Annotated in this window: 13 protein-coding genes; 4 read left to right on the forward strand and 9 right to left on the reverse strand. The window is 70.9% G+C overall.

Going from position 1 to position 13,792, the window contains the following annotated elements; all coding sequences use genetic code 11:
- Positions 1 to 3 precede the first annotated feature (3 nt).
- The 3 genes from ACZ6SA_RS22280 to ACZ6SA_RS22290 are packed head-to-tail and all read right to left on the reverse strand — an operon-like array spanning position 4 to position 4,523.
- On the reverse strand, positions 4 to 1,272 hold the full coding sequence (locus tag ACZ6SA_RS22280; RefSeq protein ID WP_465830044.1) for a methylaspartate mutase: 1,269 nt from the start codon (positions 1,270 to 1,272) through the stop codon (positions 4 to 6).
- Positions 1,272 to 1,766, reverse strand: coding sequence for a cobalamin B12-binding domain-containing protein (locus ACZ6SA_RS22285; protein ID WP_347643553.1), 495 nt, complete (start codon positions 1,764 to 1,766; stop codon positions 1,272 to 1,274). Before ACZ6SA_RS22285 ends, ACZ6SA_RS22280 begins: the two co-directional genes overlap by 1 nt.
- Before the next feature lie 57 nt (positions 1,767 to 1,823).
- The gene (locus tag ACZ6SA_RS22290) at positions 1,824 to 4,523 is read right to left on the reverse strand and encodes a LuxR C-terminal-related transcriptional regulator (RefSeq protein ID WP_465830047.1); all 2,700 of its coding nucleotides are present in this window, start codon (positions 4,521 to 4,523) and stop codon (positions 1,824 to 1,826) included.
- A 215-nt stretch (positions 4,524 to 4,738) separates the two neighbouring features.
- Here ACZ6SA_RS22290 and ACZ6SA_RS22295 point away from each other — a divergent pair, with 215 nt between their 5' ends.
- Entirely contained in the window at positions 4,739 to 4,939 is a 201-nt protein-coding gene (locus ACZ6SA_RS22295; RefSeq protein WP_347643551.1) for a hypothetical protein, read from the forward strand.
- A gap of 112 nt (positions 4,940 to 5,051) precedes the next feature.
- On the forward strand, positions 5,052 to 6,392 hold the full coding sequence (locus ACZ6SA_RS22300) for an MFS transporter (protein ID WP_347643550.1): 1,341 nt from the start codon (positions 5,052 to 5,054) through the stop codon (positions 6,390 to 6,392).
- A gap of 169 nt (positions 6,393 to 6,561) precedes the next feature.
- On the opposite strand, the gene ACZ6SA_RS22305 is transcribed toward ACZ6SA_RS22300, so the two are convergent.
- Entirely contained in the window at positions 6,562 to 7,434 is an 873-nt protein-coding gene (locus ACZ6SA_RS22305; protein WP_465830050.1) for a LysR family transcriptional regulator, read from the reverse strand.
- Between the two features lie 133 nt (positions 7,435 to 7,567).
- Between ACZ6SA_RS22305 and ACZ6SA_RS22310 the strand changes: the two genes are divergently transcribed.
- A complete protein-coding gene (locus ACZ6SA_RS22310; protein WP_347643548.1) occupies positions 7,568 to 8,446 on the forward strand; it encodes an aldo/keto reductase family oxidoreductase in 879 nt (292 codons plus the stop codon).
- Positions 8,447 to 8,480: 34 nt separating this feature from the next.
- Here ACZ6SA_RS22310 and ACZ6SA_RS22315 read toward each other — a convergent pair whose 3' ends face one another.
- The 5 genes from ACZ6SA_RS22315 to ACZ6SA_RS22335 all read right to left on the reverse strand — a co-directional run bounded on the left by ACZ6SA_RS22315 (position 8,481) and on the right by ACZ6SA_RS22335 (position 12,260).
- Positions 8,481 to 9,593 (reverse strand): winged helix DNA-binding domain-containing protein, encoded by a 1,113-nt coding sequence (locus ACZ6SA_RS22315; protein WP_347643547.1) that lies wholly within the window; start codon positions 9,591 to 9,593, stop codon positions 8,481 to 8,483.
- 204 nt (positions 9,594 to 9,797) lie between these two features.
- Positions 9,798 to 10,244 (reverse strand): ComF family protein, encoded by a 447-nt coding sequence (locus tag ACZ6SA_RS22320; RefSeq protein ID WP_347643546.1) that lies wholly within the window; start codon positions 10,242 to 10,244, stop codon positions 9,798 to 9,800.
- 311 nt (positions 10,245 to 10,555) lie between these two features.
- Positions 10,556 to 11,533 carry a DNA-processing protein DprA gene (dprA, locus tag ACZ6SA_RS22325; protein WP_347643545.1) on the reverse strand — a complete coding sequence of 326 codons (978 nt, stop codon included), beginning with the start codon at positions 11,531 to 11,533 and terminating at the stop codon, positions 10,556 to 10,558.
- 221 nt (positions 11,534 to 11,754) lie between these two features.
- Positions 11,755 to 12,084 (reverse strand): hypothetical protein, encoded by a 330-nt coding sequence (locus tag ACZ6SA_RS22330; protein WP_465830053.1) that lies wholly within the window; start codon positions 12,082 to 12,084, stop codon positions 11,755 to 11,757.
- Complete coding sequence (locus tag ACZ6SA_RS22335; protein ID WP_347643543.1) at positions 12,081 to 12,260, reverse strand: hypothetical protein; 180 nt, start codon at positions 12,258 to 12,260, stop codon at positions 12,081 to 12,083. The genes ACZ6SA_RS22330 and ACZ6SA_RS22335 overlap by 4 nt, the downstream gene beginning before the upstream one ends.
- A gap of 235 nt (positions 12,261 to 12,495) precedes the next feature.
- Here ACZ6SA_RS22335 and ACZ6SA_RS22340 point away from each other — a divergent pair, with 235 nt between their 5' ends.
- Positions 12,496 to 13,734 (forward strand): helix-turn-helix transcriptional regulator, encoded by a 1,239-nt coding sequence (locus tag ACZ6SA_RS22340; protein ID WP_465830055.1) that lies wholly within the window; start codon positions 12,496 to 12,498, stop codon positions 13,732 to 13,734.
- Positions 13,735 to 13,792 lie beyond the last annotated feature (58 nt).

The following is a 13,792-nucleotide window of genomic DNA, read 5'->3' on the forward strand; positions in this document are numbered from 1 at the left end:
TATTCACCTGGCTCTCGAAGAGAAGTTCGCCTGCGGGGCCGGGTCGAGCCTGCGCCGGTGGAACGACAGGTCGGCCAGGAAACGGCGGGAGCCGATGCGCCCGCCGCCCAGGCCTGCGGGAATGGGCATGGCGCCCGTGTCGCTCCACTGGAGCCCGTCGGCGCCGATCACGGTCCGCGTCCGGTTGCGGTTGTCGGGGTGCAGGCAGTACGGAACGTCCAGCAGCCCGCGCTCGAAGGCGGCCGGCAGGGCCTGCGTGAGTGAGGGGGCCAGGCCGCGTACCTCGTCCACGAGCACCTTGGCCTGGTGATAGATCTCCGAGTCCGCGTCGGCGGACGGGGTCGAGGCGGGCCCGGCCTGCTCCCGAGCCGCGTCGTGGGCCAGGCGCAGCGCCGCCGTGTTCTCCTCGATGGAGGGGATCCGATGCGCCTCGGCGACGGTCTTCACGATGAGCCGTTCGGTCCCGGTGGCCGCGGCCAGCCGGGCGCTTTCCCTGATGAGCTGCTGCGCGCCGGTGACGCTCTCGGGGAAGAGCCCCATGAACGTGTAGAGCACCACGTGCCAGTCGACGCCGGTCAGATGCTCGGCGCACAACCGCCGCAGCGCCGTCAGGGCCTGGGCGTCCTGCCGTTGGTGGGTCTGCTGGGCGTAGCTCGCCGACACGCTCGGCACGCCGTGCTCCTGGAAGAACAGGCATTCCAGGACGGAGAGCGCGACCAGCAGGCTCGGCGGGCAGAGCTGGCCCAGCATGCAGCCGCCGAACGATTCGAGATGGCACGACACGCCCCGCTCGCGCTGCTCGGCCAGCAGCCGGGCGGCCTTGGACCACGCGACGGCGGACTCGCGCAGCGGCATCCTGCTGTAGGGCAGGCAGTAGGAGACCGGCCCCCCTTCCGAGGCGTCCACGCCGGCGTCGAGCATGGCGCGGAAGATCTGCTCGGGGAACGGGGAGCCGTGCCGCACCTGGACCGGGAAACCGGCGCCGATGACGCCGTCGAGCATGCGCGCGGTGGTCTCCGCCCCGTGCGCGACCAGCGGGTAGCCGTTGAGCCGCAGGCCCGACTCGACCGCCATCTCGGCCCGGTCGTGCTCCCCCTGGCGCGTGTAGCTGTCCAGCGTGACGGTGCCGATCGCCGTCACGCCCGCCGACCGTACGGCCAGCAGCCCTCGTCGCATGAGAGCCGGATCGTCGAAGCCCATCCTCGGCTGCACGATCAGCGTCCCGGCCTTCCTGACCAGGGCGACGAACTCGGTGAACAGCGAGCGCACCATCACGTCACCTGCTGCACATGCGAGCCGATGTAGCGGCGGAACGCCTCGATCGCGTGGGCGGAGTCTCCCGCGCCGACGTGGAACACCGCGTCGAACCCCAGCTCCAGCAGCTCCTGCTCGAACTGGCTGTTCGCCTCGCCCTCGACGCCGAGCTTGCCCCCGATGACGACGTTGAGCCCGGCGAGCCCGGGGTCGGCGCGCAGGGCGGTGATGAGCCGGGCCCCGTCGATGTGGCCATGGCCGTTGACGCTGCTGATGACCACGCAGTCGGGGCGCTCCGCGTGGCACTGCCGCAGCAGCAGGTCCGTGGGAACGCAGGCGCCGAGATTGACGACCTCGTGTCCCATCTCCTCCAGGAGGATCTGTAGGGCGACCAGGTTCCACATGTGCGAATCGGAGGGAACACTGGACACCAGGAATTTGCGGGTCCGGGACACCAGAGGGCCGAATGCGTCCCGCTGGCCGAGGTCTTCGAATATCTCTACGCTCGTCATTTCCGGTCGCTCCTCGTCAGTGGTCAAGAGGCCGATGAGACCAGGTTCTCCGGGTATTCAGCCCGGCAACAGCCGGGGAATCCCCTCGTCCTGCCGGGTCAGGGAATTCCCCTGATCAATGGCCGGGTCGCCGAAATGCGACCGGGTGAACAATGTCGCCAGGGCGGCGCGCGAGGGAATGTCCAGTTTTCTGTAGACGCGGGACAGGTGCCCTTCCACGGTTTTCTCGCTCACGCCCAGGCGGCGGGCCACCTGGCCGTTGGTGACGCCGCTGCTGACGAGCTCGGCGATCTCCAGCTCGCGGCAGGTGAGCAGGTCCATCGTGGTGCCGTCGGGCGTACGGGAACGCTCCTCCGCCTGGCCGCGTACCGACTCGGCCAGGGCGCGGACGTGCGCGGCCGAGCCGGAAGCCCCCTCCCGGTCCATCAGGTCGGCCGCCGCCGCCGCTCTGGCCGCGGCCTTGGCCGGCTGGCCGGCGGCCAGCAGCGCCGTCGCCGAGGCGACCATGCTGAGGCCGATCCGCCCGGCCAGCCCCGTCGCGTCCGCCTCCTTCTCCAGGAGCTCTCCCCAGTGCGCGAGCTGGTCGGTCAGCCCCAGCGCCCTGCCCGCCGTGATCACGGCCAGGTAGAAGTCCGCCCGGTACAGCGCCGGCAGCGCGGACAGCCGCGGGCCGCCTGCGTGCCGGAGGAACTCCCCCGCGTCCCGCTCCGGCGCCTCCCCCGCGCCCAGGCGTGCGGCGGAAAGGTGCGCGGCCGCCAGCCGGTCGGGCGTCGCGGCCAGCGCGCGCCCGGCCCAGCGTGCCGCGGCCGGCAGGTCACCGCCCCGCCGCGCGGTCGCCGACCGCTCGATCAACGCGTGCGCCCGCAGGTAGGCGTGATCCTCGCCGGCCAGTACGGCCACCGCCTCGTCCAGCGCCGCGGCCGACTCGGCCGGACGGCTCAGGTACCCCGCCGCGCTTCCCGCCACCGTGAGCAGCAGGCCGAGCGGCACGGCACGGCCGGCGGCGCGAGCGAGGGCGGCGGCCCTGCGGCTGTGGCGCAGCGCGTCCGCGTGCCGCTCCAGGCGCAGCTCCGCCCAGCACAGCCAGGCGACCAGATCGAGCCGGCCGGCGAGCTCGGCGTCCGGCGTCTGGTCGACCAGCCGGATCGCGGTACGCAGATCGTTCGACGTGCCGCCCTCGCCCATGAGGGCCTCGCACACGGCGTGCACGGCCGAGCAGAGGGCGCGGGTGACCCGGCAACCGTGCGCGGCGAGGTGGCCGAGCTGCTGCCGCAGCCGGCAGAGGTCGAGCCCGGGCTCCACGTCCGAGAGCTGCGTGATCGCCAGCCACAGCGCCGTCTCGGCCCGATCTCCCGGCTCCTCGGCGACGTCCAGCGCCTCGAACAGCAGCGCTCCCGCCTCGGCCGTCCGCCCGAGCAGGCGGCCCGCGTACGCCGCCATCCGCAACGCCCGCACGCGGTCCGGCGAGCCGGCCTCGAGCGAGGTGTCGGACGCCTCCAGGGAGAGCCGGTAGGCCCGGCGGAGGTGGCCGGCCTCGAGGGTCGCGGCGGCCCGGTCGAGCAGAAGGCCGGGGCCCTGGCCGGGGGCGTGCTGGACGGCCAGGTCGAGCCAGTGGGCCGCGAGCGCGGGACGTACCGCAAGCACGGCGCGGCCCGCGGCGGCGAACTCCCGCGACAACGACGGCCCGTCCTCGCCGGCGGCCCATTCCAGGTGTCCGGCGTACTCCTGGGCCGGAGCCCCGCGGGCCTTGAGCGCGTCCAGCGCGCGCCGGTGCGCGGTGATCCGCCAGGCGTGCCCGGTGGTCTCCAGCGTCGCCTTCCAGGTCAGCGGGTGGCGGAAGGCGTAGTTCCGCTCCGAGTGGCGTACCACGTCCGCGCTGACCAGCTCGTCCAGCCCCAGCAGGACGCGTTCGCCGTCGATGCCGCAGATGGCCGTGACCAGCCCGAGGTTGAACCGCTCGCCGGCCACGGCGGCGGCACGCGCGACGAGTTGCGCCGTCGCACCGAGCTCCGCCAGGTCGCGGGTCAGCTCGGCGGCGACGCCCGGCGGCAGGAGGGGCTGCCGCCAGTCTCCGCCCGGCGGGACGAGATCGAGTCCACGTCCCTTGGCCAGCGCGGCGAGATACAGCGGGTTGCCCTCGCAGAATCGGTTGACGGGCCTGACCCGTACGTCGTCGGCGTCGGCGCGAAGGAGGCGGGCCGCGGTCGCGTCGCAGGCGGGCGCGAGGGAGAGACGGGTGTCCTCGCGGTCCAGGCCGGCCAGCACCGAGGCGAGCAGCGCGGGCGCCTGTCGCGGCCGGTAGGAGACGCAGACGAGCAGCGGGCCGGAGGGACGGTGCCTGGTCAGGAAGCACAGAGCGCGCAGCGATGCCTCGTCGGCGGCGTGCGCGTCGTCCAGGACGACCAGCAGGGGGCCGCCGCCGGCGCGCTGTCCGAGCCGGTCGCGCATGAGCCTGCCGACGGCGTGGGGGTCGTGGGGGTCGCACTCGTCCAGGCCGAGGTCCTCACCGAGGCACTCGCAGGCGTCCTGCAGCAGCGCGTACGGGCCGCGCGGTACGGATCGCGCGCTGGCCAGCACCGCGGTCCCGCCATGGGAGCGCACGTGTTCGGCCAGCAGGCCGAGCAGATGGGACTTGCCGAGTCCGGGATCGCCGGCCACCTCGGCGAACCGGCTCGCGCCCGTGGACGCGTGCTGCCACGCGTGCTCCAGAGCGTCCCACGCCGGCGGTCTCGGCGGTTCGTCGTCTCTCGTCCTCATCTCCATCCTTGGCCTCCCTCTGCCGGCGACGCGCCCACGGCGATAGGACTCATGCCTCTTATGTTGGGAAGTTGGCCATCATGGCCCCATCGTGGCGCTATCACGGGAACCGCCCGGCGGCGATAAGCCGCGCGATAGGGCCGCGAATGACGCCTTCCATACCTTCTGAGGCATCGCAGCAACCAGCCGAAAGCCCAGGTGAAGGGGTCCCCGCCATGCAGATCAAGAAGATCGTCATCACCGCCACGATCTCCCTCGCCACCCTGCTCGGCCCCGCCACCGCCATCGCCTACGCCGACACCCCCTGGGACGGACCCACCCCCACCACCGACACCCCCTGGGACCAGCCCACCCCCACCAACGACACCCCCTGGGACGGCCCCACCCCCACCAACGACGACACGCCCTGGGACTAGCATCGGCTGAACCCGCAGGTAGAAGGGGCGGACCACCACGGTCCGCCCTTTTTCGTGCCAAGATCGCAAAATTGTATTTGCAAAAATGTCTTTGCGAATCTATCGTGAAGACATGACAGCGGACTCAGCCACCACAGCGCCCCTCACCGCCCGCGCCGCAGCCGGCCGCTACGCCCTCATCAGCTTCCTCGCCTGGCTGCCTGCCGGCCTGATGGGAGCGCCCATGGTCCTGCTGATGCTCCAGCGCGGCATGGACGTCGCCACCGTCGGCCTCGTCATGGCGATCCACTCCATCGCGGTCGTCTCCCTGGAGTTGCCCACCGGCGGGCTGGCCGACGTCATCGGCCGCCGCACGACGATCGCGGCCTCCGCCGTCTTCGCCCTGGCGAGCCTGCTCCTGATGGGCCTGGCCACCGGCTTCGGGCTCTTCGCCGTCGCCTTCGTGCTCAAGGCGGTCTCCCGCGCCCTGGCCAGCGGCCCCGCCCAGGCGTGGTACGTCGACACCATGCACACCATCGACGGCCCCGACGCCAACCTCAAGCCCGGCCTGGCCCGCGGCGCGTCCATGTCATCCATCGCGCTGTGCGGCGGCACGCTCGTCGGCGGCATCGTTCCGCTGGCGCTGCCCTCGTCCTGGTCGTTCGGCCCGCTCGTCCCGCTGTCGGTGCCCATGCTGCTGGCCGCCGCGGCCGCCGCCGTGCAGTTCGTCGTCACCCTCGTGGCCATGCCCGAGCCGCCGCGCCGCCGCGCCTCGTTCGCACACGTGCTGCGCGGCGTGCCGGTCGCGATCACCGGCGGGCTGCGCAGCGGGCTGCGCGAGCGCGCCATCACCAGGCTGCTGCTCGTCGCGGGCGGCGTGGGAGTCGTGCTCACCTCCATCGAGATCTTCACCCCGAGCCGGCTGCAGGACCTCACCGGGCAGCCGGAGAGCGCGGGCATGATCTACGCCGTGGTCGGCGCCATCGGCTACGCGGGCAGCGCCCTCGGCAGCGCGCTGGCCCCCCTGGCCGCCCGGGTGGCGCGCGGCTCGCGACGGGGAGCCGTCATCGGCACCTGCGTCACCGCGGCGGCCCTGTCGATCCTCGCCGCCTCCACCCCGCTCGGCGGCACCCTGGGCATCGTGCTCGCCGGGCTCGGCTACGTCACCCTCTACCTGGGGTGCGGCATCAGCGAACTGCTCCGCGGCGAGATGCTGCACCGGCGTGCCACCTCGGCGGAGCGCACCACGCTCCTGTCGGTCGACTCGCTGCTCCTGCAGGCCGGCGGCGCCGTGGCGGCGGCGGGCCTGGGCTGGGTCGCGATGCACCTGGGCCTGGCCACCGCCTGGTGGATCACCGCCGCCACCATCCTGGCCACGGTCGTGCTGTTCCCCCGCACCAAGCCCTCCCGCCGGGCGCCCGCCTCCCCCGCGACGCCGCAGGCCGCGCCCGAGCCGGTCGGCGCGCAGGCATAGTTCCCGTACGTCGAGGGTGGTGGCGCGGACCTGGTCCGCGCGAGTCGAAGGCGGTGGCGCGGGCCACCGCCTTCGGCGTGCGTGGGAGGGTCACGCGAGATCGAGCCCAGCGGCCCACAGTGCCCGGAACCTGCGCCCGGAACCTGCGCCCGGAACCTGGCAAAGGTTGTCAAGGGTGCGCTCTGCCGCCCTCTTTCAGGCGTCCGGCCGTTTCCACGAGTTCGGCCAGTGCCGTGGATCGCACCCCGGCGGGCCAGGCGAGCAGGGTCGTGACCGGAGGAGCGTCGAGAACGGGGACCGCGGCGTGTTCCGGCCGCTGCCAGGCGCGGCTGGACGCGGGAATGACCAGGAGCGTTCGCCCGAGAGCGACGAGTTGGGCCAGCTGGCTCTGGCTGTGGACCTCTGGTCCTGGGCCGGGCGGATAGGTGTCGTCATGGCGTGGCCAGCGGGCGATCGGCAGGTCGGGGACATCGCTGACCTCGGCCATGGTCAGGCTGGAGCGCCGGGCGAGCGGATGCGACGCCGGCACGATGGCGACCTGGTCTTCCGTCAGGATCTCAGCGCTGTCGAGGCCGGTCATCACGTCGAAAGGAGCGTGCATGATCGCCACGTCGGCACGACCGTCGCGCAGGAGTCTCCGCTGCTCACCGATCTCGCACAACACCACGTCGATGTCCACGGCACCGGGCCGTGCGGCGTAGGAGTCGAGAAGCTCTTTCAGCAACTCGTGGGAGGCGCCTGCCTTCGTGGTGAGCACCAGGGAGGACTGCGCCGATGCGGCGCGGCGGGTGCGGCGTACGGCTGCGGCGACGGCATCGAGTGCCGCTCGGGCTTCCACCAGCATGGTCTCACCTGCGGTGGTGAGCGAGACGCCCCCGCGGCCCCGGTCCAGCAGCACGACCCCCAGGCGGCGCTCCAGCTGCTGGATGGCGCGGGACAGCGGCGGCTGGGCCATGTTCAGGCGCTCCGCGGCACGGCCGAAGTGCAGCTCTTCGGCCACCGCCACGAAATACCGAAGTTCGCGAGTTTCCAGCCCGTCCACCAACGCAGGATACCGGTGGGGTATCAGGCCTGATCGAACCGGTCTTGGACGGCGTCGCCTCCTCACCAGCACCATGTGGTGCCGGGAAACGCCCGGACGGCGAGCGTCTCCCCCTCCTACGAAAGGCCAGAACGTGAGCACGACCTCTGACTCCCTACCCGGCGGCACCTGGACCCTGGGCGACCTGACCGTCACCCGATTCGGCTACGGCGCCATGCAGCTCGCCGGGCCCGGGGTGATGGGCCCGCCCGCGGATCGCGACGAGGCCCTCGCCGTCCTCCGCGAGGCCGTCGACCTCGGCATCACCCACATCGACACCGCCGACGCCTACGGCCCCCGCGTCACCAACGAGCTCATCCGCGAAGCGCTGCACCCGTACCCCGGCTCGCTGCACGTGGTCACGAAGGTCGGCGCGACCCGTGACGAGCAGGGCGGATGGCCGCCGGCTCGTGAGCCCGACCAGCTGCGCCGCGCGATCGACGCGAACCTCGACGGCCTCGGGCTCGACACGCTGGACCTGGTCCACCTGCGCCTCGGCAACGCCGAGGGGCCCCAGGCGGGCTCGCTTTCCCGCGCCCTCGAAACGCTCGTCGAGCTGCGGCAGCAGGGCCTGATCCGGCACCTCGGCGTGAGCAACGCGACAGCGGAACAGGTCGCCGAAGCCCAGGCGATCGCGCCGATCGTGAGCGTGCAGAACATGTACAATCTCGCCTTCCGCCACGACGACGAGCTCATCGACCGGCTCGCCGCCGAGAAGATCGCGTACGTACCCTTCTTCCCGCTCGGCGGCTTCAGCCCGCTCCAGTCCGAGGCGCTTTCCGCAGTGGCGGCCCGACTGAACGCCACACCGATCTCCGTCGCGCTGGCGTGGCTGCTGCAGCGCTCGCCGAACATCCTGCTGATCCCGGGGACCTCCTCCGTGCGGCACCTGCGGGAGAACGCCATCGGCGCCGGACTCGCGCTCAGCGATGAGGACGTCGCCGAACTGGAAAAGATCAACGACCAGGCCTGAAGGCCCTTGGCCACCCCGTCGGCGTAACGCCGGGTCACGGCCAGCGCACCTCCGGGGTGCGTTCCACGAACCGCGTGTACTGCTCGAACGCCCGCTCAACCTCCGCCCGTTCGCTTCTGTGGAGTGGTACGAGCGGCTGCACGGCGATCCGCACCCGGCTCTTCGTGAGGGTGCGTTTCCAGGTGGCCACGACCCGGCCGGCGCGTACCACCGTGGACTGGAAGACACCGTTGTTCCCGGGGATGATGGCTGCCTTGTGCTCGTCGGCGACCATGAGTGAGCGGTCTTTGTAGCCCAGCAGGTATTCGTCGAACCCGGGCAGCACGAGCACCTCGTCGTCTCCGGCTGGGAGAGGGGCGGTGTCGAGGAGCGCGGCGTCGAGGTGCGTCTCCACCCCGTGGACGGTAACCCTGGCCAGCGCTTCTCCGGCCACGGCGATGCCGCGTTTGGCGTCGGCCGCGGTCAGGCCGGTCCATCCCGCGAAGTCGTGCCGGGTGGCCGGCCCGCGGCCGCGGAAGTAGCGCAGGGCGATGGTGCCCAGCGCCTCGTCGCGCTCCGGCCGGTGCGGGTCGGGAACCCACTCGTCGAGCAGGACGAAGCTCTGCTCGTTGCCGATGTTGGGGGCGATGCACAGCAGGCCCCGCTGGCTGGCGTACCACAGCAGGTGGTAGCCGCGCTGCCCACCGGTGTCGATGCCCTTGTCGGCCAGCACGGCCAGGCACTCCGACCGGCTCAGCCGCCCGCCGCCGGCCAGGGCCGCGCCCAGCACCTCCATGGCCTGAACGGCGGTCTCCTCCGAGAGACCGAGGTATTCGCGCCGCCTCGCCGCGCCGTTCAGCACCCGGACGCCCATGAGCTCGACCATCCAGCGGGCGTCGCGGGACGGGACGAAATGGATGGTGCCGCGCATCGGCCACGTGCGCAGCGCCTCACGCCGCTCCAGAGCGGCGGTGACGTCGGCGGCGGTGAGTCCGGGCAGGCGCACGCCGAACGACCACAGACCGCTGGCCAGGTCTTGCGCCTGCATCGCCCCGAGCCAGCTCACCACCTCGGCCACGCTCGTCGCCCGCCTGGCATCGCCGGGCGACGCTCGGAGCAGCAGGCTGGACATCCGCAGGCGGAGCACCTGCTGGGGGGAGAGTTCCACCGCTCAACCGTATCCTCCGCCACCGACAATCCCGCCGATGTGACCGCCTGCCGTCCCGCCCGGAAGGGGGCGTGCGGGCGGGACCTACGGGCCGGCGACCTGAACCCCTGGGCGTACGCCAGGCCACCCGTGGCCCCGCCGGCCGGGCTCGACCCCCCGACCGGCGGGGCGGGCCGGCCGCTCTCCCCGCGGCTTCGCCGGCGTTCAGCGCCACTGAGCGCGAGCCAGAGTGAGCCCGTACACGTGCACCGCGCCGCTCGCCTTGAGCCGCATGGCCACCGCGTTGAGGCTACTGCCGGCGGTGAAGACGTCGTCGTAGACCATGACGCGTCGGCCTCGCACGCGGGCCGGGTCCGGCACATGTAGCGCGGCGTACAGCTCATGCGACGCGATCTGACGCTCAATAAGCGAGGTCGTGTCTCGCATGCGGGGAGTGGCTCGCGTCTTCTCGATGAGCGGCGGATCCAGCACGAATGGGAGATTCTCATCGTCTTCGAGGATCGCCCGTTCGATGACGTACCCAGTGTGATCATTGCCTTTGCGTGCCTGGTGTGGCCCAAGATAGGCGGGCATCGGGATGATGGCGTCCACCTCGTCGACGAGTTCGGGGTGGGTGTAGAGGTGGCCCAAGATGATCCGTGCGAAGATCATCCCCCAGCCGTATGCCCCGCGCTTCAGTCGGAGAACCCCCTGCTCCAGGGTGCCGGCCTTGACCCCGACGACGGCCGTCCACTCGAAAGCACGTTGTGGGTCGCTGCAGAGCCTGTTGGAGCAGGTGAGCTCGCCACTCCGCAACGCTTGGCGGCAGATCCGGCAGTTGGGTTCGTTCGGCGGCTGCAAGCTCTCCGATGCGCACTCGTGGCAGATGCGGACGTGCCCCGCTTGCAAGTAGGGGCATTCGCCGCAACTGCCGAACCCGGCGGGGGGTGGGCCGTCGCCGTAGGCCAACCGCCCTGGTTTGGTCACCACAGCGCCCCGGGCGACGGCTCCTCCAGGTTCAGATCTTCGAAGTCGAGGGTCAGTTGAGCGCGGGACTCGTTGACCGCTTGGATGCGATCCGGGCTGGACAGGCTCTTCACGACATCGTCCACGTCCTCCACCATGAGCGCCCCGCGCGTCTTGACATACTCCTGTGCCCACGGTTGAGCCTCGGTGAGGCTACGTAGCAGGAACACCCTTTTGCCATGCTCCAGCGCCAGCCGCGCCTGCATCTTCGCCCCGGACGTGCTCGCGGCTTCGATCACCACCGTGCCTTGCGCGATGCCGGACATGGTGACATTGCGGCGGGGAAAGGTATAGGTCGCGCCGTTGGCTTCCGGCCAGAACTGGGAGACCACGGCCCCGTTCTCGGCGATCCGGTCGGCCAGGGCGCGGTTCTCGGCCGGGTAGCAGCGCAGGATGCCTGTCCCCACGACCGCGATCGTCCTGCCGCCGGTATCGAGCGCCGCAGTATGCGCCGCGGTGTCAACGCCTCGGGCGAGGCCGGACACGACGGTGACCTGACGTTCGGTGAGCAGGGCGGACATCCGGCGTGCCCGGCGTAGTCCATCATCGCTCGCCTGGCGGGTGCCGACGACGGCCACGCTGCGCAGGTCCTCTTCGCGCAGCTCGCCCCGGACGAACAGGAACGGTGGGAGATTGAAGATCAACCGGAGGGTGGCGGGGTACTCCTTGTCCAGGACAGTGACGAGTCGAGCCCCGCTGTCGGCCGCGAGTTCGGCCTGCTTGACGGCAGAGTCGACGTAACGATTGAGCTCCTGGGCGCTGTTGGCGATGAGGGCTCTGGCTTTGGTCGCCTCAGGGGAGGACTCGATGATGTCGCCCGACCACAGGCGCGCCAAGCCGTTGGGACGTTGAGCCTCTCGCGCGATGAGGTACCAGCTAACGCCTTTGACCATGCATATCGCGAGCAGTCGTGACTGCTCTTCAGTGATCCGCATCCTACTCTCCAAACAAATGTTCGAATGCGTGTCTTATGGTACTGCAGATGCCCATGCCGCTCGAAGATATGTCCATATTGCCAGGTAGTACTAGATGTCCCACGAGCTGCATCGATGGTCGACATGGCGGCGAGTGTGATCGATATCCGCCCGTAGCTTGAGTAGCGCAAAGGCACTGAGCTCTTACGGTGAGTATACGAAAGACGTGTTCGGATGGCGGCTCATCGGGCCTGGCCGGCGAGCAGACGGCGCCACCACTCTTGCGCTTCCCCACGGCGCCACCACTCAGCCGTCCAGGACACGGGCGGCACGCCCTGGCGGGGAAGGGTCCGGCGGCGGATCTGGTAGACGCCGCCGCAGGCGACCAGCTCGTAGGCGGTCATCTGGCAAGAGCAGGTGTACGCGACGACCCGGCCGGGCCCGAGACCCTGCTCGATCCACCGCAGCGCCGTACACCCGGAGCGCGGCACGGCCGGATACGGTGAAATCCCCGGGCAGTCCTCGTCCGTGAGGACCTCAGGCGGAGCGAGAACGACGGCGAACGCGGTCACCGCGTTGTCCGTACGATCCGGCACTTCCGCTCGGCGATGCCCTCCTGGTCCGCGATGGCCTGGCACAACCCCACCAGGTCGTCGGCGTCAACCGTCCGGTGCGCGCCCGCGTCCTCGACGGCCCGGGGGAACGGTCGCTCGCGGGTCGCCCAGAACCGCCCGGCGTCGCTGCGCATGATGCGCCACCCGGCGAACACCGGACTTGCGACGGCTACAGCCCTATCGTGTGTCATGGGTCAGGACCACCATCCTGATCAAGGGGTCCGTACGGCGGTTCCAGCGCCTACGGACCCCGGCTTCGATCACGTCACCTCCGATTACAACAGCGAGTAATTCTTTGATCACAGGTGTGATCGGGGGACACTAAGGGCGGTCAGAACGTCCCCAAGGTCTGACAGCGAGGTGCTCACGATGGTGACCGAACTTCCGGCATGGGCCGTACGGCTGCGCGCCGAGCGCCGCAACCGGTTCTGGAGCCAGAAGGACATGGCCCGACGCCTGGCCGAGGCGGCTGACGACGACGTACGCGCTCGGCTCCCTTCCCGGGAGAGCATCGTGCGCCGGATCAAGGCGTACGAGGCCGGGCACAACCAGCCCGACGACCCCTACCGCCTCCTGTACGCCCGCGCCTTCGACCTCACCGAGGACGAGTTGTTCGAGCACAACCATGGAACCCTCGGGTTCGCCGGTGACGACGAGTGGGACGCTCTGGAACTGGCTCGCCGCGCCGCCGCCACCGAGGTCGGGCGGGAGACACTCGAACGGCTGGAACTGGCGGTCGATGACCTGGCCGTGGCCTACCCCGAGACTCCGCCCCGCGAGTTGCTGGTGCGGGTGCGCCGTCACCTCTACTACGTCTCCCAACTCCTGGACTCCAAGAAGACGCTCACCGAGCATCGGCGGCTCCTGGTGGCCGGCGGCTGGCTCTCTCTCCTCGCCGCGACCTGCCTCATCGACCTGCGCTGGTTTCCGGCCGCCGCCGCGCGGCTTCGGACGGCTGCCCAGCTCGCCAAGGAAACAGAGCATCGCGAGATCGCCGCCTGGTGTCTGGAGACGGAGGCGTGGCAGGTCCTCACAGAAGGCGACTTCGGTCGAGCCCTGACCTTTGCCCTGGCAGCGCAACGAGTCGCGCCCAGCGGAAGTTCGGCGTACATCCAGGCGACCGCGCAGGAGGGCCGGGCTTGTGCACGCCTCGGCGAGGCCCGGGAGACCCACGAGACGCTGAACCGGGTGATGCGGCTCGTCGCGCCTCTGCATGTCCCAGACCGGCCCGAACACCACTTCCGGTACGATCCCGCCAAGTCCGACGCCTATATCGCGACCACCTTGTGCTGGCTCGGTGATCCATCGGCCGAGCCGTACTCCCGAGGAGTGCTCGCCCGGCTGGAGTCGACGACAGACGGCCCGCCACGGCCACGCAGGGCGGTGGCCGCGCGGCTCGACCTGGCGCTCGCGCTCCTGGCCGCCGACCAGCCCGACGAGGCTGGACACCTGACTCTCACCGCGATGACCAGCGGACTCCTCGTTCCGTCCAACTACTGGCGGGCAGCCGAGGTGGTCAGAGGTTTGGAAACAAGACGCGCACCCGAGGCCGCCGAACTGCGCGAGGCATACCGCGAGCTCTGCGCCCCTGCCGCCCAGCCTTCATGACAATTGCTCGCGATTTCCCCGTGACCGCCATCTGGCCCGAGGGCGCCGCGAGAGAAGG

Source organism: Nonomuraea sp. NPDC049378, from assembly GCF_055586745.1.